Source organism: Bacillus cereus group sp. MYBK108-1 (assembly GCF_051917185.1).
Classification (GTDB): Bacteria; Bacillota; Bacilli; order Bacillales; family Bacillaceae_G; genus Bacillus_A; species Bacillus_A cereus.
Window position 1 is genome coordinate 237,038 of sequence record NZ_JBQAHZ010000001.1, and the last position, 22,059, is coordinate 259,096.

Sequence of the window (22,059 nt, forward strand, 5' to 3'; positions counted from 1 at the left end):
TCAACTTGTACATGTTTCCCTTTATTTGTCACACACATATGTTATTTTGACCAAGACTATATTGTAAATGAGGTGACAACATGCCCATTACGAATCGATTTTCTACCACCACTAACGGCGCACTCGCTATTACAGGTAATACTTTAGGCTTAAGTAAAATCAGCAATCAAAACCGTGCTGGTACAATCGGGGCAATTGGTGCATTCGCAACTACGAATACTGCTTTACAAGTAACTACTTTTCCTGCTGGTACAACATTAAACTATACACAAAATAGTTCTACCGCTATTTTAAATATCCCTGCTGGTAGTGCTATTCTTTACGCAGAACTCGTTTGGGGTGGAAACTATTTATCTCGTGATCAAAACATTACGAGTGTATTAGGAAACCCAGTTTCTTTTACAACACCTATTTCAACATACTCGATTACTCCTTCAGCTGTTACGGCTTCAAATCAAACTTTCGTTTCAAACTCTATTACATTTGGCTTTTACACTCGTTCAGCAGACGTAACAACTCTTATTCAAGCGGGAGGTGCTGGTTCCTATACTACAGGAGCGGTTCCTGGACTTGTAGATCCTATAGATGCTTCTAATGGAACAATTAATTCGGCTGGATGGACACTTATCGTCGCTTATCAAAACGGGACATTGCCAGCAAGAAACTTAACCATTTATGTAGCTGGTAACCGTGTTTCTGCTGATACTGGTAGTGCAGATGTAGCTGTTTCTGGATTTTTAACACCTTCAGGAGGACCTGTAAGTGGACGATTATTTTTAAGTTCTATTGAAGGAGATGCAGATATAACAGGGGATCAAGCATTATTTGGACCAAATTTCAGTTCATTAAATGCTTTATCTGGGCCAAATAATGCTGGAAATAATTTCTTCGGTTCTCAAGTTAACAATGCTGCTGGAAATTTAGATACAACTGGAACATTTGGAACGCGAAATCAAAGTGCTTCTACAGGCACAAACATCTCCGCTGGAAGACAGGGCTGGGACATTACTTCCATTGATATTTCTCCTTATTTAACAAATTCTCAAGTGTCCGCCGCAATCCGTTTAACGACTAACGGAGACGCTTATATGTTGAATACAGTCGGTTTACAAATCAACATAAATTCACCTAATATTCAAGCAACGAAAAGCGTAAATAAAAGTGTTGCGGCAATTGGAGACGTTCTCACTTATACAGTTACTATCCCTAACACCGGACTTCTTCCTGCCAATAACGTTATTTTTACAGACATCCTCCCTAACGGTACTTCCTTTATACCTGGCACTGTAACAATAGATAATGTCCCACAAACGAACGCAAATCCGGCCGCTGGTATATCTCTCGGAACCATTAATAATGGTGCTTCTCGTACAGTAACTTTCCAAGCTACCGTCGTTTCTCTTCCAAGTCAAAATCCTATCTCTAACACTGCTAATATTACATTTCAATATACACCAATTGCCGGAGGAACAACCTTTAACGGTCTTGCAACAAGCAACTCTGCTGGAACACAAGTTAACCTTGCAGATATTAATGGCACAAAATCAGTTAACAAACTTTTTACAGATATTGGTGAAACGTTAACATACAGTATTGCCTTAGCTAATATAGGAAATATCGTTGCAACGAATGTGATATATACGGATCCGATTCCTAGCGGGACTACTTTCATTCCAGGAAGTGTAACTGTGAACGGAGTTACTCAAGCTGGCGCAAATCCCGCTAATGGTATACCAATTGGTTCAATTGCCGCAAATTCCATTACTACTATTTCATTCCAAGTGCTCGTTCCTTCTATCCCTCAAACAAACCCAATATTAAATAGTGGAACAACAACATATCAATACATTCCTGTACCTAATCAACCTGCAGTAAGCGGGACTGATACGACGAATATTGTCTCCACTCAAGTGAATAACGCCACTGTAACAATGGCAAAAGCAGTAGATAAAAATTTCGCAGATATTGGTGATACACTAACGTACACCGTTTCCTTTACAGGTACAGGTAATACAAATGCGAACAATGTTATTTTTACAGATATCATTCCTACTGGTACAACTTTTGTTCTCAACAGTTTAACAATAGATGGCACGACACAAGTTGGAGCAAATCCCGCTACTGGTGTGAATATAGGATCTATTCCAACTGGTACAACAAAAAATGTTGCATTTCAAGTAGTTGTAAATACAATACCCGCGTCAAATATCGTATCTAATAGTTCAAGCGCTTCTTATCAATATACCGTCAACCCTAGTCAATCACCCGTTACCAAAAACATTTCTTCTAATCTCGTTTCCACTCAAATTAACAATGCGAATGTAACATTAACAAAATCAACAAATAAACAATTTGCTACAATTGGCGAAACAATCAGTTATACAATTCTTATTACAAACAGTGGAAATACAGCTGCTACTAACGTGCAACTAACAGATCCACTTCCAAACGGAACGATATTGACTCCTGGTTCTGTAACACTAAACGGAGTTTTACAAAATGTAGATTCTCTCGTTGCTTTACCTATCGGCACAATTCCTGGTGGGGCTACTGTTACCCTTTCTTTCCAAGTAACAGTCATCAATATTACGACCCAAAATCCTATCATTAATAATGCTTTCGCCTCTTATCTATATACTGTAAATCCAAATTTGCCACCAACTTCAAAAACAGCAAATTCTAATTCTGTTACATCAACAATTAGACTAGCAAACCTTCAAGCTACTAAATCTGTAGATAAAACGTTCGCAGAAGTTGGCGATGTATTAACTTATACCTTCGCTCTTACAAACAATGGAAATGTTACGGCGAACAATGTATTACTATTCGATTCAATAGCAAACGGTACTTCCTTTGTATCGAACAGTGTTATAGTTAACGGCGTTACTCAGCCGGGCGCAACACCAGCTAGCATTAATATTGGTAGCATTAATGCTAATACTACGATTACAGCTTCATTCCAAGTAGTAATAACTAGCATTCCAAACCCAAATCCTATTTCAAATAGCGCTTCTATTTCTTATAACTTTATCGTTGATCCAAACGCTCCCCCTATAAGTAAGAACACAACTTCAACCACTACATTTACTCAAGTAAATGACGCAAATGTCATTTCAGCAAAAACAGTGGATCGAGCGTTCGCTACTGTTGGGGATGTATTAACTTATACCATTCTTTTAACAAATGCAGGAAGCGTTACTGCTGATAACCCAACTTTCGTAGATACAAATCCAGATGGCACTACCTTTATCCCAAACACTTTCCTTATTAATGGTGTACTCCAAAATAACGCAGATCCGAACATTGGTGTTCCATTGCCTTCCATTCCTGCTAACGGTGAAATTACTGTTTCTTACCAAGTAACTATCACCTCTTTACCAGCTCAAAATCCAACAATAAATTCATCTAGTACACAATATAGCTTTACTTTAAATCCGGACGATCCACCAACTATAGAAACATCTGTAAGTAATACCGTAAGTACACAAATTAATTTAGCAAATGTAGTGATTGTCAAAGAAGTAGATTTGACTATCGCCGATGTCCGGCAACCAATCACATATACAATTTCTTTAGCTAATCTTGGCAATACTACAGCAAATAATGTTATTGTTACTGATATAATCCCAAATGGCACCACTATCGTACCAAATAGTATTTTTATAGGTGGTGCTTTACAACTAGGTGCAGACCCTAGTACCGGTCTTCAAGTAGGCTCCATTCCTTCAGGTGGTTTTACAACGATTGTTTTTCAAATAAGTGCAAATGGGCTACCTTCACCAAACCCAATTCAAAACAGCGCTTCACTGCAATATAGCTTTATCGCTGATCCAAATTTACCTGCTCTTGTTAGAAACGCTGCTAGCAATATAGTAACTACACAAATTAATACTGCTAATATCGTTGCTACAAAACTAACGAGTACAAACTTCGCTGATGTCGGTGATGTCATACTATATGCAACCATTTTAACAAATAACGGGAATACCCCTGCTGCTAATGTAACGTTTACAGATATCATTCCAGCGGGTACCCTCTTCATTCCTAATACTGTAACGATTAATAATTTCCCTATAGCTAATGCAAATCCTGCTAACGGCATTTCGATTGGTACGATAGGAGCGAATTCATCACGCACCGTTGCATTCCAAGTTTTTGTACCAACTATCCCTGCTGTAAACCCAATTACAAATCAATCAAGCACAACATTCCAATATACGTATGATCCATCCAAACCTGCTGTGATGCAGATGGTTGCTTCTAACACTGTACAGACAACTATTAATAACGCCTCAATTGCCGCTACTAAATCTGCAGATAAACAGTTTGCTAACGTAAATGATATTATTACGTACACGACTACTTTAACGAATAACGGGAACACACTTGCATCAAATGTAATATTTACAGATGTAATTCCAAACGGAACATCGTTTATTCCTAATAGTGTTACTGTAAACGGGAATACACTGCCTAATGTCAATCCAGCAAGCGGAATTGCAATCGACCCAATAAATCCGAATGCAAATACAATCATCTCATTCCAAGTACAAGTAAATTCTATCCCGAATCCAAATCCAATCCCGAACCAAAACAATACAACGTACCAGTATGTCGTAGATCCTAACTTACCTCCAGCATCCGCCAATGCATTAAGTAACGTAATAACAACTCAAATTAATAACGCTACGATTGTCGCTACAAAATCAGTAAATACGCCAACAGCTGCAATCGGAGACATTGTCACCTATACAATTACGTTGACAAATACAGGTAACATCCCTGCTAGTGCAACTCTTTTAACAGATGGACTTGGACCAGGTGCATCCTTTATTCCAAATTCCATTACGATAAATAACGTATCCCAGCCTGGATTAGATCCTTCATTAGGTATTCATTTAGAAGATATTTCACCCGGCGGCATTACTTTCATTACATTCCAAGTGAAAATCCTCGCCATTCCACCGAGTGGAACTTTAACAAATAATGCTCTTGTAAACTACGAATATGCGGTGAATCCAACTGAAACACCAGCTGTTGGCAGTACTGTTACAAACACGACAGTTACACCAATTGTTGACGCTACTTTAGTAATAAATAAAAATGCTAGTACAACTTTCGCTACAATAGGAGATACGATTACATTCACCTCAGTTGTTACAAACACAGGAAATACTACTGCGAACAACATTATTTTTACAGATTCAATTCCAAGTGGTACTACCTTTGTTCCAAATAGTTTTAAAATAAACGGTGTAACGGTCCCGAATACAAATCCACAAAACAGTATCCATATTGGTAACTTAAATGCAAATGCATCGGTTACACTTAGTTTTCAAGTAAACATTACAACTCTTCCAAACCCTAATCCAATTCCGAACCAATCATCGCTTCAATATAGCTTTATTGTTGATATAAATGAACCGCCTGTTTCACGAACCGTTCAATCCAATAAAACTTTTACACAAGTAAACTCTGCTTCCGTTATCGCCACAAAAACTGCTAGCAATGCATTTGCTGCTGTTGGAGATACAATTACGTATACAACTACTCTCACTAATAGCGGAAATACTACTGCAAACACACCTGTTTTTATCGATATATTACCAGCTGAACTCTCATTCGTTCCTGATAGCGTACAAATTAATACCATCCCACAACTTGGATTTAGGCCTGATAATGGTGTTCCTTTAGATTCAATTCCAGTTGGAGGAACGACAACAATTAGCTTTCAAGCTATCGTTGGTTCAATACCAGCTACAAATCCAACATTGAACCAATCTAGCACAACATACTCTATCATCGTTAATCCTACCCAGCCGCCGGTGACAGAAACAGCTACAAGCAATCCAACTTTAGTTCAAATTAACGAAGCAATTATTCAAGCAACGAAAAGTGTGGATCGACTATTCTCTGACATCGCACCTGGAAATTCATTTTTAACGTATACTGTTTTATTGGAAAATATAGGGAATGTAACTGCTACGAATATCCTTTTTACAGATTCGATTCCAAATAATACAGTATTTATAGAAGATAGCGTTCGAGTAGGCGGGGTTTTATTATCTGGAGTAAATCCAGCAAATGGAATACCAATTGGGGATATTATTGCAGGAGATTTTATAAACGTTACCTTCCGCGTGCAAGTAGTTAGCATTCCAAATCCAATTTTCACAATTGGACCTGGGGGGCCAAACTCACCGGTTGTAAATGGAGCTTCCATTGATTATCAATTTATGACAGGACCTAATTTACCACTCGTTTCAAGAAGTACGACATCCAATCCTGTTTCGACACAAATAAATTCTGGGGAAATCGCACTTGTTAAATCTGTAGATAAAGCTTTCGCTACGATTGGGGATACACTTTCTTATACAATTACATTAAGTAATCCTGGAAATGTTACTTCACAAAATATAATTTTCACGGATGTTTTACCTGAAGGAACAACTTTTATTTCCGGATCACTTACAAACGATTCTGGTACACAGCAAATTGGAAATCCAGCTACTGGGATTCAAATTGGAAATATAAATCCCGGTAGTACGGCTAATATTACGATAAATGCGCTTGTAACAAACATTCCAAGTATAAATCCTATTTCTAATTTTAGTTCCACACAATTTGAACATGTAGTTGATCCTAGTCAACCTTCTGCGTTACAAACAACGATATCAAATACAGTTTCAACGACCATTAATAGTGTAATATTAACTACAACAAAAACTGTTGATAAATCTATTATTTCTATCGGTGATACCATTACGTATACAACGACTATTACGAATACAGGAAATACACCAGCTACAAATGTAACTTTTACGAGCACCATTCCAGCTAGTACTACATTTATACCAAATTCAGTCACAATAAATGGAATTCAGCAGCCTAGTGTGCAACCAGCACTTGGAGTAAACATACCAAATATCGCTCCTGGTGAAACAGTAACCGTTACTTTCCAAGTAAATGTTCTTTCTGTTCCCCCTTCAAGTTCAATTATGGGGAATGATACCATTTTATATTCTTATACTGTCGATCCAAACGGAACTCCTGTTACAACTTCTACTTCAACGAATATCGTTACAACCCCTGTATTAGATGCTATCATTACGATGGTGAAATCCGTCGATCAAACACTTGTAACGCTAGGTGATACCATTACCTATACGACCATTTTAACGAATAGTGGTAATACAAACGCTACAGATATTGCTTTCATTGACCTTATACCAGATGGAACAACGTTTATTACTGATAGCGTTACAATAGATGACATCACACAAATTGGACTCAATCCTAATACCGGTATAACGATTGGATCAATTGCTCCTAACAGCTCAATATCTATAGCATTTCAAGTTACCGTTACTTCTACACCAGCCCAAAATCCTATTGCCAATTCCGCTACTGCTTCTTACACATTTATCGCTGAACCAAATGCACCGATTGTTTCAAGGACCGTTACTTCAAACACAGTGTTCACTACGATTAATACAGCTACCATTCTTTCATTAAAACAAGTCGATAAGTCTTTTAGTCGTATCGGAGACACACTCACTTATACTGTCGCTTTAACAAACAATGGAAACTCATCCGCACAAAATGTTATATTCACAGATACCGTGCCAAGTGGAACTACATTTATTGCAAACACATTTTCTATTAATGGTGTTCTTCAAAGTGGGGCGGACCCATCAAACGGTGTGAATATTGGGATAATAACAGCCGGGACTACAGTAACAGTTTCGTTCCAAGTTACTGTAACATCATTACCAACCCAAAACCCAATTGTAAATTTCTCATCAACATCGTATCAATTAGTCTCACCGCCTGATGCAGAAACTTCAATTAGTAATCCTGTTTCAACCCAAATTAACGAAGCCATATTGTCTATGACGAAAAATGAAAGTGTATCCTTTGCAGATATCGGGCAAACTGCTTTTTATACTACTTCTATTACCAATGTAGGCAATACCGATGCAACTAATATTGTATTCACAGATGCATTACCAAGTGGACTCACATTTGTTCCTAACACATTAACTGTCGATGGCGTTTTACAACCTAACGCGGATCCAAATACAGGTGTATTACTTGCAACACTTCCACCAAATGAAATATATAGTATCGTCTTTCAAGTTACAGTAAACAATATTCCCCCTAGTAACCCAGCACCAAATACAGCATCAACGACGTATGAATTTACTGTTGATTCTGTTAATCCTCCCGTTTCAAGTGCAACTACTTCCAACACTACACTCCTTCAAATAAACAACGCAACTATTATTAGTACCAAAACAGCAGATCTTACTTTTGCGGATGTTGGTACTACAATAACATTTACACTTAACCTTCCTAATACCGGAAATGTGACCGCAACTGATGTAACTATTATCGATATTCTTGATAGCAATTTAAGTTTCGTTCCAAATAGTTTCACAGCTAATGGGCAAACCATTCCAAACGCCGATTTATCAACTGGTGTAAATATTGGTTCCATTAATGGTGGTAATACGGCAATCGTTACATTCCAAGCAACTGTTATTACACTTCCAACACTTAATCCCATTTCTAACTCTGCTTCTACCACATATCATTATGTCGTTGATCCTAGCCAGCCACTTATTACAACTTCCAATCAATCTAATACAACGACAACACAAATTAATAGCGCTATCCTTACTGCACAAAAAAATTCAAATGTATCTACGGTAGATATCGGGCAGGATATTACCTACACCGTTACAATTACAAATAGCGGAAATGTGAGTGCAACGAATGTTATTTTTACCGACCTTATTCCAGACGGAACTTCCTTTGAACCGAATAGCTTTACACTGAACGGAACTAGCATCCCAAATGCAGATATCATTACAGGCGTTCCAATCGGTGATATCGCGCCAAACGAATCTGTCATCGTAGCATTTAACATTATCGCCAATGAAATTCCGCCTATAAATCCAATTACTAATCAAGCTAGCGTTAGCTTTCAACATATCGTTAATCCAGCTAATCCCCCAGTTTCAAAAAATATTATTTCTAACAACGTTACAACAAAAATTGAAAGTGCTATTTTAAATACTATTAAAATAGGAGATAAAACTTTTGCAACGATTGGTGATACGATTACGTATACAACGACTATTACGAACACAGGCAATATTCCTGCTAACAACGCTATATTCTCAGACCCTTTACCATCGTGGACACAATTTGTTGCAGGATCAGTTATTGTTGATGGCACTCCATTACCATCCGCTTCGATTATTAACGGTGTTGGCATAAATACAATCAATCCAAATCAAACTGTTACAATCATATTCCAAGTACAAATCGTAAGTAATCCAACAACGTTCACACCTGAACTCCAAAACTTAGGATTTGTTAACTTCCAATATAACGTAGGCAATGCATTACTGGCTCAACCTGGCAATGTGGAAACGAATGTCTTGGTTACTTCTATTAATACAGCAATACTTTCAGCTGTAAAAACTGCTAATACAGCCTTTGCAAATATTGGAGATACGATCACTTATACAGTTTTGATTCAAAATAGCGGCAATACAAACGCTACGAATGTAAATTTCTCAGACCCAGTTCCAGCAGGAACAACCTTTGTTGAAAATAGTTTTGCTGTAAATGGAAGTACAATTCCAGGTGCAAATCCAAATAACGGAGTGAATATCGGAACAATTAGCTCGGATAGTTCCTTAACCGTTACTTTCCAAGTCATAGTTACATCAACTCCACCTTCAAATCCGATTACAAACGTAGCATCTATTCAATACACATTCATCGTTGATCCGGCCTCTCCTCCTGTTACAGGCACGATAAATTCTAATAGCGCTTCAACACAAATTAATAACGCGACTGTTACAACTGTTTTACAAGCAAATCGTTCAATTGTGTCTATCGGGGATGTAATTACGTATACAGCAACATTAACGAATACTGGAAACTTCCCTGCAAACTCTGTATTACTCATTAACGGAGTTCCTGAAGGAGCATTATTTGTTCCAAATAGTGTTACGCTCAACGGGATTTCACTTCCAGATGCAAGTCCAACTCTCGGTATTCCCGTTGGTATTATCGCACCAAGTGATTCCGCTACTATTACGTTCCAATTTCTTGCAAGTTCTATTCCACCACAAGGAGCAATTATAAATCAAGCGCTTACAAGTTACACGTATATTGTCGATCCAAGTCAACCTCCTGTTACAGCAACATCCTCGTCTAATACGGTTAATACAGCTGTTGTTGATGCATCGTTATCCGTAATTAAAAGTACAGATTCTCTCGTACAATCTACTGACGGTACAATCACTTACACAGTAGTCGTTCAAAATAACGGAAATACTACTGCAAATACAGTTACTTTAACAGATTTGGTCCCCGAAGGAACTGCCTTTATTCCGAATAGCGTAACTATTAATAGCGTTTCCGTTCCAGATGCTGATCCTAACGTAGGAATACCATTAAACTCCATCACACCGTCAGAAATCGTCACTGTAGCATTCCAGGTTATCGTTCAAGCTATTCCAAGCGTAAACCCAATTTCTAATACAGCCCGTATTGACTATACTTTTATCGCCGATCCAACTGCTCCTATCATCTCTCGAACAATTACGTCTAATCCTGCTTTCACACAAATTTCGGATGCGACTATCCTTTCTTTAAAAGCAGTCAATGCACCGCAAGCAACAACAGGTGATATTTTGACTTACACAATAACACTAGAAAATACCGGAAATATTCCAGCTACTAATCTCATATTTTCAGATACGATCCCCCAAGATACTACATTCGTAGAAAATAGTTTTACACTTAACGGAACAACTATACTTGATGCCAATCCAAATGTAGGTGTTACTTTACCTACTTTAGCAGCAAACGATACTCACCTTATTTCGTTCCAAATTCTTATTAACGATTCATTCTCCCAAGAATCGATTACAAATCAATCCAATACAACATATACAATCCAACCAGACCCAGGGCAACCGCCTATTACTGAAACATCTACTAGTAATATCGTTATTACAAATTTCGTGCAAGCACAATTGACAATTACAAAAACATCCAATCCAACAACTGTAGATATCGGTGGAACTATACTTTATATTTCTGAAGTGAAAAATATCAGTAATGTTGACGCAATAAATATTAATTTTACAGATTCTATCCCTGCTGGGACTACATTCGTTCCCGATAGTGTCACAATTAATGGTGTCCTTCAGCCAGGTGTAAATCCTGAAAACGGAATACCGATTGGAACAATTCCGGCAAACAGTTCCAAAACGATACTATTTCAAGTGCAAACAAATAATCCACCGAATGAAACTGAAATTGTAAATCAATCTTCAGCAACTTACCAATATGTAAGTATTCCTACAGCCCCACCAGTAAATCGCTCTGCAAATTCTAACATTGTTACAACATCACTTCAAAATGCAAATATTATTTCTGTTAAAAGCGCGGATGTAAATTTCGTATCAATCGGGCAAATGATTACCTACACAAATACACTTCAAAATATAGGAACCGTTCCGGCTAACAATATCGTGTTCATTGATAACATTCCAGAAGGTACTATATTCATTGAAGATAGCTTAGCAATAAATAATGTAATTCAGCCTGGCGTGAATCCTGAAAACGGAGTAACTCTCGGCACGATACAACCAAATGAAACAGTCACTATTTCATTCCAAGTACAACTTACAAATATACCAGAGGGCAATACAGTCATTAATATTTCAGACGCTTCGTACGAATACCAAATTGACCCTAGTTCTCCAATTATTCAGCGTAGATCGTTATCAAATGCAGTAAATACTGAAGTGCGAACGGCAAATGTTAGCGCAATTAAATCCGCTAACAGATCCATTACACGTATCGGTCAAATCATCACATATACAGTCGCAGTTACAAACGCCGGTACAATACCTATTACAAATACTCTCCTACTTGACGCAATTGCTTCTGGCACCACATTCGTTCCAAATAGCATTCTTGTAGATGGCGTACCAAGACCTAACGAAAATCCAATTACCGGTATCAATCTTGATATAATTCTTCCAAATAATACGATTATTGTTACGTTCCAAGTAAGCGTAGTTTCTATACCGCCACAAAATAACATTAATAATATCGCCGTCATTCACTATGAGTATCGACCAGACCCAAGCACACCACCAATTTCAGAAACGACCTCTTCCAATGCTACAAACATACAATTTATTGATGCTATTCTTATTGCTACAAAATCTGCTAATACTGTATTAGCTACTATTGATGAAACCATTGAATATACAGTATTCATTCAAAATAATGGATCGGCTACAACTAACTCCATCTTTTTTACAGATACTATAGCAGATGGAACAGTATTTATTCCAGGAAGTGTAATAGTTAATAATACTGTACTTCCTGCAGCAGATCCGAATATCGGCTTTTCCATTCCTAATGTCGCAGCAGGTCAAATGGCTACAATAACATTCCAAGTTTCCGTTACGAATTTACCTACTGTAAATCCAACACCTAATACTGCAAACATCGCCTACGACTTTATTTTCAATCCTGACTTTGCACCAATTCAAAAATCTACTACTTCCAATACTACTTTCGTTCAAATTAATGATGCTGATATCGTTTCACTTAAAACCGTTGATTTAACCTCTGTAACGATTGGTGACATTTTAACTTATACAACAACTTTAACGAATACAGGGAATACGGATGCCACTGCTGTTGTATTTACAGACAATATACCTGATGGAACAACCTTTATTGACGGTAGCGTTTTAGTAAATAACATTCCTCAGCTTAACGCCAATCCAAGTGTAGGTATACTTGTAGGAACGATTGCTCCTAACATTTCTATCCCAGTCACATTTTCTGTTACCGTCGTAGCTCTTCCTGCTAGCGGTCATGTTCAAAATCAATCAACTTCTCGTTATACAATTAACGTGGAAGAACAAATATCGACTAGCAATATTACCTTCACTGAAGTTATTTCCGCTAATGTAATTGCGACAAAAACAACACCTATCCAATATGCTGACTTACAAACTATCATCCCTTATACAATTTCCATCATAAATAACGGAAATATACAAGTCGAAAACATTATTGTTACAGATATTATCCCGGCAAATACGAGCTTTATAGAGAATAGTGTTATCGTGAACGGCAACGCTCGGCCAAATGACAACCCTCTTAACGGTATACAAATTGATACCATTCCACCTAATACGACAGCAACTATTCTATTCCAAGTACGGGTTACTTCGATTCCACAAACAAATCCAATCTCTAACACGAGTACAATTGAATATGAATACACGGTACCAGATCGACCACCTATTACCGAAACTATTATTTCATCAGCTGCCGCAACAGAAATTAATCACGCGAATTTGAATAGTAATAAAGCTGTTGATCTTGCATTTGCAACGGTTGGTGATACGTTAACGTATACGATTACACTAAATCAAACCGGTAATGTTGCAGTAAATGATGTAATCATTCAAGATATTATTCCTCAAGGTACTACGTTTATAGAAAATAGCGTCATTGTAAACGGAGAAACTCTTCCAGGAGTGAATCCAGTAAGCGGCATACCAATTGGTACTATAACTATTGGTGAAGATGCTATCGTTTCATTCCAAGTAACTGTGACTTCTATTCCAACACCAAATGAACTAAACAACAACGCAATTACTACTTTTAACTATATAGTCAACCCAAATAACGTACCTGTTACAAATACGACTACAACAAACACCGTCACAACTACTGTCCAAAATGATAATGTCATTGCAATAAAAGCTGTTGATTTCACAAGTGCCTTACCCGGTCAAACTTTAACGTATACCATCACGATTACTAATAATGGTAATATCATTATCGAAGACCTTCTTTTAGTAGACACAGCACCAGCAGATACGACATTTGTTATTGGTAGTGTTACGATTAACGGAATCAATCAACCTAATGCGAATCCGGAAAATGGTATTACGTTAGGAAATCTTGCTCCAAATGAATCTGTTATTATTACATTCCAAGTGACAATTTCTTCTTCTACTCTTCAATCTACAATCAATAACGATGCTACTATTTCCTATACGCCTATTGTCGGTCCAATCCAACCACCTATTACGATTACAAAGCAAATAAATACAGTTACAAAACAAACAAATACCGTTACAACGACAGTCATTGATCCAATGGTTCGTATTGAAAAAACAACTGACAAATCTATTGTCGTTATAGGAGATATCATTACATTCACATTAGCGGTATTTAATCACTCCCCAATTCCGACAATCAGTACTTCTGTTATAGACAGCATTCCAGCTGGTACAACATTTATAGAAAACAGCGTAACAATTAACGGTACTCCCGTTCCAAATGTTCGTCCAGACACTGGTATTAATATCGGCTCTTTACCTGCAGATTCAGTAGCAACTATAACATTTCAAGTTCTCGTAACTTCTATTCCTTCAAACAGTACAATTATAAATTCTGCAACAGTTACCGCTGCCTTTCAATTGACACCACAGGATCCAATTATTACTTTCATTGTTAATTCAAATATCGTTCGTATACCAATTCAATTTATAACTGTAACAGTCACGAAAAATGCTTCCGTCAGCTCAGCTTATTTAAATCAATATTTTGATTACACGGTACGCATTACAAATACTTCCAAAATTTCACTCTCAAATATTTCTTTACAAGATACCATTCCAGCAGGTTTACAATTTATAAACGGCACTGTCTTTATTAACGGTGAACGCTCTCCACTAGCGAATCCGAATATCGGTTTCCTAGTTGCCACTAATTTGGAACCAAACGAAACAATTATCGTATTATTCACAGTACAAGTAATAAGTCCACCTGTTAATAATGAATTTAAAAATACGGCCAATATTTCGTTACAACTTCAAGTCTCGCCTACCGACCCACCAATTACAGTAACCGTTACAAGTAACGAAAACATCGTCACTTTTGTTCCAGAAAATCCAGATGAAACACTTCCAAATTTAAATTGCTTCTTTGACGGTGAACGCTTCATTCGCATTACTCCTCGAAATGTACGAAATTACCTTTGGACTTGGATTTGGTGGAAGTAATTGAAACAAAAAAGAGATTGTAGTTTGGTTGAAACCAAATTACAATCTCTTTTTCATTACCTATATCCCACTACGTTGTAACTCGTCCAAGGATATACAATTAAACAACATCTCAAGTTATCTTAGTCGTAATAAGTTGGCCAGCTTCATTAATAGTAACTTTCCATTTCACTCCACTAGCAGTCTTCATGATTATACCTTTACTTGCCTCTATTTCAATATCTCCAAACATTCTTCCGCCAGTTGTCGCTAACCAAGCGTTCCCGTTTTCCATAGAAGACCTTGCAAAAATACGATTAATTCGAAAACGCTTATGATCTTGAGAATAACCACTTAATGTAATTCTAACTTTATATAACTGACTCGCCTTCATATTCGATATAATTGTATCGCCAACATTTAATGGAACATCCAACGCGATAACCCAACTTCCAGTTGCGCTTAATGCATATTCAATTTTAATTTTCTTTGGGCTCTCTCCCCACCCAAAATACATTCCAAAACAATTTAACATTTGTATTGGTTTTTTCGTAAAATCCAGTTCAATTACAACTGGATTACTATCTGGAACGTCAATATAGTTTACACTTTGTTCATCTATTAAATTAAAGCAATTTGCGAGATTCCCCCCGTAAGGCACTTTCCCACTTACTTGCTTAATCGTATACTTCTGCTGAGCATTTACTAAAATATCATCTTGATTCCCTATTAAATGTGGTTTATTTAACGTAATCGGTAACTGAATTCGAAGAGATTCTTCATAGGTAGACTTACAAACATTGTATTGTCCTTTATCTACAATAGTTGTAGAAAGTAAATTTGAAAAAAGGTAGTTACGATGCGAATTAGAAGAAAATTCAATGACAATTTGTTCACTACTCATCCGGTACGTATCCCAAATCATACAATCAAATGTATTATACGCACCTGAGCAACGAATTGCTTTTTTCGTTTGTTGTCTACATTGCACTTGAATATCATGAAACGTATTTCCTGAACTTTCATTTGGCAAATCACTATTTCCATCTACTTCAATCCCATACACACATCCATCAATAAATATTGATTGAAATACATTGGCATTAATCCAGCAAGGTGTATTGATATCATCTATATACTCTGTTTTCAAATATATTGCAGTTTGAAAGTTTTTAATTTGAATAAATTTGACTTGAAAGAAACTAATATAATCCCATGCCTTTTGACAATAAAAATGTATAGCTTTTCCTTTATACGATGGAGTTGTATTTATTATATTTATATTTGATATAACAGATTGATTAGGTACTTCGATTTGTTGTGAACCAGAAACATAAATGACAGCCGATTGAAACAACGGATTTATAACTTGAATAGTACCACCAACTATCGAAGCGTTACTTTGTAGCTCAAATGCATTAAAATCCCCATCAATTTGCAGCGTTACGGTAGGATCTAACTCTAATCTTACGTTTGATTTAATAACAATCGGCTTTACAATTTTGTACGTATTTACCCCTGTAATTCTAACCGTCGAAATTCGATTCGCTACACAATAATCAATAGCTTGCTGAATTGCTAATGAGCTATCATTTCCCGAGTTTGGAACTGCGCCAAAACAATCAATGTGAACGCTACTTTCTGGCGCACAATCTTCTTGGGAAGAAATATATTCTGACAAAATAAATTCACTCCTCATATTACCTTTTTTCATATAATATGTGAGTTCTCTCTTAAAAGTTTCTATAATAAAAAAAACAAACGACCTACCCGGTCATTTGTTTAACTCATATATATTTTTCGTTTCTTCTATCATTTTAGCTAACGAGAAATACCTCACTGCTTTCTCTCGTGCTTTCAATCTAATATCATTTACCCTTTGTTCATCCCCTTGTAGTTCTTCAAGTGCACTTGCGAATTCAGATTCGCAATATTCAGATATTAAAACACCTGATTCTCCATCTATTACCGCTTCATGTATTCCACCAACATCTATTGAAACAATTGGTGTCCCTGTAGCCATCGCTTCAATTACTACCATTGGAAACACTTCACGAAAAGATAATAAAAGTAAAGCATCCATATTCCCTATAAACTCATGCGGCTCTGAAATATTCCCTAGCATCTTCACCCTTTGCTGTAATCCATATTTTTCTATTTCTTTCATAATCGATTCTTTCTCTGGTCCATCACCAGCAATATAAAACATAAAATCATTTCTCTTTTTCAACACATTTGCAATTTTGACAAATAGTTGATGGTTTTTCTCTTTGGATAATCTAGCTAATATCCCTATTTTATATGTAGATTCTTTCTTTTTCTGCTGGAATAAAAACTTTTCAATATCGACACCGTTATAAATTGTATTTATTTTTTCTTCTGCTACATGAATTGAAATTAAATTATTCTTCTCAAACTCACTTACTGTAATAATATTGTTCACATATTTATTCATGAAATAACGAAAAAGCGTTGGCATTTTCTTTTCTAATATCGTTACATTATGTTTCGTATAAACAATTTTCATCTTTTTTTTAATAAACTTTTGAATTAGAAAAGCATATAATACCATTCGCAAACTATTTGCATGAATAAGCTCTATCTTTCGTTTACAAATTTCGTTTCGTAAATAATAAATATTTCTCAAATGATTCCATCGACTAAGTAATATAAAATTTTCTTTTCTAGTAAGAGATTCATATAGTTCTCCATCACCTGCAGCTGTATAAATCTTAAAATCCTCATAACGCAAATTACTTTCCAATTTACAAAAATAGCTCTCGGCTCCGCCAGTTATCAATTTATCTGTCATCAACAGTATATTCATAATTGCGTCTTCCCAACTACATTGATTTTATTTTTTTTATAAGCATGATAAGCATACTTACTAAAATAGTAAAAAATTTGCACCGAATTCAGTCGTTCTTGTTCCCTTAACAATTTCCAATACCGGAAAGCTGCTCTAATTTTATTTCTAGAAACAGAATTTGTAACAATTCTATATTTTGCTAACACTTGCTGTATCCCTTTTGCTTCATACCCTTCATGTAATAAGTTCAGCCATAACGCTGTATCTTCCGGCTGTATACTAGGCATTTCGACATATGGAATTTTTTCACGATCAATCATCACTGTTAAACAACCGATAATTGTATTTCCTACTAAATAATGATAGTCAACAGATTTTGGTGCACTCACTTCACGATTTAATTCATTACCGTTTTCATCAATTAAACTATACGACGCATATGAAAAAGCAATATTCATTTCTTCCATAAATAACAATTGTGTCTTCAATTTATGCGGCAACCATATATCATCGCTATCTAAAAAGGCAATGTACCTTCCTCTCGCCTCTTGGATCGCTAAATTCCGAGCTTTAGCAGCACCAACATTTTGTTTTAATGATAATAACCTAATACGGGAGTCTCCTTCTATTATATCTTTAATTTTTGTGGCAGATTGGTCGGTTGAACCGTCATCAACGATAAGCATTTCCCAGTTTTCATACGATTGATTCTGTACAGATAAAATTGTCTCACCTATAAATCGTATACTATTATAAGAAGGTGTTATTACAGAAACATAAGGCGGCTCGTTATGTGCTGATAGACATTTTACCATCTATCTTTCCCCTTCCTTCATATATTGAAATATACTTCACAACAACTGCTAAAAATAAAAAGAATGCTTCGTTAATAATGAGTGACAATGACATCATCTGAAATATAAATGCAATCATAGTCAATAGAAGATATGGTTTTTCACGAAACAAAGTATGCTGCGCTAGCTTGAACATTAATATGAATAAAAACGCGCTATATAGAAGAAAACCAATTGTACCCGATTCAGACAAGATTTCTAAAAATGTATTGTGTACATATAATTTTTCATTAAATTGATACTCATAATAATTCGAAAAGTTAAAAGCACCGATTCCGATATATGGATTGGATAAATAATATTTAAAAGCAGCTTCCCATAATGTAAATCTACCACTTCCATTATCATGGGAAAAATCAGAAATTCGTTTATTTAATATGTCATCTAATTGCCCCCCCATTACACTATTCGATAAACTAAAAATAACTACACTAAACAATACTAAACTTATAATTATTTTTATTTTTTTAGCGAAACTAGACATACATATATATACAAAAACGACAAGCACAAGCGCTAGTATACCACCCCTTGAAAAAGTTAATAAACTCGTCGTAACACATAAAATTAACCCTAGAATGTTAGTGATATTTTGTAAATTCGTCATATAGTACATAAAAAATATTGTATTATAGAAAATAAAGATGTTAGGATCATCTAGCAATCCAATTAACCGTGGATATCCTCTATCCACTAATAAACCAGCAAAAATTTCTCTCTCTTCTCCACCGTATAAACTAAAGTATTGTAAACCGATTATATAGAGTATTAGACTTACAACATTAAATACTACTCCTACATAAGCAATAGATGATTCAAGTACCACTATTTCAGTATTCCCCAATAAATTCCTCATTATAAAATAGCATCCTAAAACGAGTAGCACGCCAAAAATCATACGAATACTAGCATTTAAATACATAGAAAGAATTCCACTTAAACAATAAATGAAATAAAACAGTAAAAATATAACTTCATGAAAATATAATTTTTGAATATGAAAGTCTTTAATTGTTAAACAAAAATATATGACTAAAAAAATCATATATATCTTCAATGAAAATCCAATATATAAATTGTATTTACTTAACATAACAAATAATATTAGAAGAATAATCCATCCCATCGATACTTTCATATTATTTTCCATAGGCTATATCCCCTGTTTCGTAATATAATCCTTTTTGCGTATTTTTCTTATAAAAGAAAGAAGAAGTTTTTTTAGCTCATAATCATATAGGAATATGGCAGCTAGTACAATTAATATATTAAGAACAAGCGCAATTAAATGATATGTATGCAATATATATTGCACTCCAATAAAGGTTACACCAAAATAAATTGTATACGGTATTACAATTTGGAATACAATTTTTTTCTTCACTACACTCACTGCTATATATCCCACTAAAGCGACTATTTCAAATAAAACCATAGCGTATGCTGCTCCTATCACTCCACCAAGACTACTAAAGCTATACAGCATAACCCCACCTATCACCAATGCTACACACTGCACAACAGTTCTCTTATTTTGACATCCACTCGTCGTTAAACCGTCAGCAATAGCAATATTTAAACTTTGTAGCACAATAAGAAATGATAATATTCGGAGTGGTTCTACTGCATTGCTCCATTCCTCATGAAAAAATATAGAAATAAAGTATGGTGCTAAATGATATAAACCGATCGTCATACATATTCCTACAATCGCCATTGATTTAATTTGAAGCAAATTTAATTTCGTATGCTCTTCTAAATTATTCTGGTTATAATGCTTAAAGAGCACCGGAAAAAACGCACCTGCAATTACCCCTGGTACTTGATATAAAGCTGCCGGCATCCGGTACGCCACTGCAAAAACACCTACCATACTTAATGGCAATGTATAGTTAAGTAAGATAGGTGCTAATTGTGGCGTACTCATTATTAAAAAACCGCTAATAATAAAGGGAGTTAATTGCCAGAATAACGCTTTATGAATTACGACTTTCATATTCATTTTCGTCTTTCTTCTCATGATATATATACTAAATAAACCACCGATCATATACCCAAAAGCATATAAACGAGCCGTTACATACACCGGTAACTCTCCGAAAATACAAAAACATGTAATTATAATGACAACTGATGCTGATACAACTTTTATGAGCGCTATATACTTCATACGTTCCGTCAGTTGAAAATAGGCAATCCCTATGTTTTGCCAAGTTAATCCTATTAACATGAAAAACATTACGTTTATCATCATATAAATTAAATTTTTATCCGCATACATATAATGAATAGCAATATAACCGATGATAGAAATAAAAATAAGTAGAATCATCCTTATTTTTATATACGATGATAAAATCTGCTCTAAATCTGCTCCATCCTTTGCCCCTTCTCGAAGAAACGTATTACTAAGTCCTAAGTCTGTAAAGAATAACATAACAAACGTCACTGCTATGGCAACACTAAACATCCCATAATGTTGTGCGTTAAAAAAGTTTGCTAAAACAATTAAACTGACGGCCTGAAGAAGGTTAGCTAAAATTGTACTATAAAATAGATGGATAATATTGTTTAGAATAGATCTACCCATACAAGTTCTCCTTTGCAAGTAACCTACTTACATATGTTGTTTGTTTACATATTTATCTTGCACCATTACCGTTCAATACAATTAAAACGGTTTTACATAAAATACGGATGTCCATCCGAAATGTTTTCATTTCAATATACTCCATGTCAAGCCTCAACTTTTCCTTTGGATCAAGATTATACCCTCCATTTATTTGTGCCCATCCTGTTAATCCTGGTTTTACTATTAAACGTTCCTTAAATTCTGGAATATACGCATCAAATTCATTATAAAAAAACTCTCTCTCTGGTCTAGGACCTACAAAAGACATATCTCCTCTTAAAATATTTAAAAGTTGTGGTAATTCATCAATTCTCGTTTTTCGTATAAACAATCCAACTTTTGTAATTCTTGAATCATGTTCTTTTGCCCATTGTGGGCCATTTATTTCAGCATCCTTTACCATTGATCTTAATTTAAATACATTAAACTTCTTCCCGTTTATACCTAAACGTTCTTGAAAGTAAATTGGAGCCCCTGATGTTTCTAAAGTAATCATAATACAAAAGAACAACATAATTGGTATCGTTAATAGTAACAATATGAGTGAAAATATAATATCAAACAAGCGTTTTACACTTCGATTCAATATGCTAGGCTTTTCTTGAGCCGGAATCGTATACAACTTGGCTTGATTGGTTTCACGAATCATGG

General features: G+C 35.5%; 7 protein-coding genes. 1 reads left to right on the top strand and 6 read right to left on the bottom strand.

Annotated features, from left to right (window positions below):
• Nucleotides 1-80: 80 nt before the first annotated feature.
• A complete protein-coding gene (locus ACTFSL_RS01225; RefSeq protein WP_440041095.1) occupies nucleotides 81-15,134 on the top strand; it encodes a DUF7507 domain-containing protein in 15,054 nt (5,017 codons plus the stop codon).
• A gap of 112 nt (nucleotides 15,135-15,246) precedes the next feature.
• Here the strand turns inward: ACTFSL_RS01225 and ACTFSL_RS01230 are convergent, their stop codons facing one another.
• The 6 genes from ACTFSL_RS01230 to ACTFSL_RS01255 all read right to left on the bottom strand — a co-directional run bounded on the left by ACTFSL_RS01230 (nucleotide 15,247) and on the right by ACTFSL_RS01255 (nucleotide 22,057).
• Nucleotides 15,247-16,794: a hypothetical protein gene (locus ACTFSL_RS01230; protein WP_000006056.1), complete on the bottom strand. Its 1,548-nt coding sequence runs from the start codon at nucleotides 16,792-16,794 to the stop codon at nucleotides 15,247-15,249.
• A 93-nt stretch (nucleotides 16,795-16,887) separates the two neighbouring features.
• Nucleotides 16,888-17,940 carry a glycosyltransferase family 4 protein gene (locus ACTFSL_RS01235; RefSeq protein ID WP_088338372.1) on the bottom strand — a complete coding sequence of 351 codons (1,053 nt, stop codon included), beginning with the start codon at nucleotides 17,938-17,940 and terminating at the stop codon, nucleotides 16,888-16,890.
• The gene (locus ACTFSL_RS01240) at nucleotides 17,937-18,737 is read right to left on the bottom strand and encodes a glycosyltransferase family 2 protein (RefSeq protein WP_000237682.1); all 801 of its coding nucleotides are present in this window, start codon (nucleotides 18,735-18,737) and stop codon (nucleotides 17,937-17,939) included. The genes ACTFSL_RS01235 and ACTFSL_RS01240 overlap by 4 nt, the downstream gene beginning before the upstream one ends.
• A complete protein-coding gene (locus ACTFSL_RS01245) occupies nucleotides 18,712-19,926 on the bottom strand; it encodes an O-antigen ligase family protein (protein WP_000429874.1) in 1,215 nt (404 codons plus the stop codon). Before ACTFSL_RS01245 ends, ACTFSL_RS01240 begins: the two co-directional genes overlap by 26 nt.
• Before the next feature lie 3 nt (nucleotides 19,927-19,929).
• Nucleotides 19,930-21,366: an oligosaccharide flippase family protein gene (locus ACTFSL_RS01250; RefSeq protein ID WP_006928695.1), complete on the bottom strand. Its 1,437-nt coding sequence runs from the start codon at nucleotides 21,364-21,366 to the stop codon at nucleotides 19,930-19,932.
• A 52-nt stretch (nucleotides 21,367-21,418) separates the two neighbouring features.
• Nucleotides 21,419-22,057 (bottom strand): sugar transferase, encoded by a 639-nt coding sequence (locus tag ACTFSL_RS01255; protein ID WP_000617653.1) that lies wholly within the window; start codon nucleotides 22,055-22,057, stop codon nucleotides 21,419-21,421.
• Nucleotides 22,058-22,059 lie beyond the last annotated feature (2 nt).

Bases quoted from the DNA above. Each gene is read 5' to 3' on its own strand.
- ACTFSL_RS01225 (WP_440041095.1), top strand. From the start codon at position 81: ATGCCCATTACGAATCGATTTTCTACCACCACTAACGGCGCACTCGCT.
- ACTFSL_RS01235 (WP_088338372.1), bottom strand. From the start codon at position 17,940: ATGAATATACTGTTGATGACAGATAAATTGATAACTGGCGGAGCCGAG.
- ACTFSL_RS01240 (WP_000237682.1), bottom strand. From the start codon at position 18,737: ATGGTAAAATGTCTATCAGCACATAACGAGCCGCCTTATGTTTCTGTA.
- ACTFSL_RS01245 (WP_000429874.1), bottom strand. From the start codon at position 19,926: ATGGAAAATAATATGAAAGTATCGATGGGATGGATTATTCTTCTAATA.
- ACTFSL_RS01250 (WP_006928695.1), bottom strand. From the start codon at position 21,366: ATGGGTAGATCTATTCTAAACAATATTATCCATCTATTTTATAGTACA.
- ACTFSL_RS01255 (WP_000617653.1), bottom strand. From the start codon at position 22,057: ATGATTCGTGAAACCAATCAAGCCAAGTTGTATACGATTCCGGCTCAA.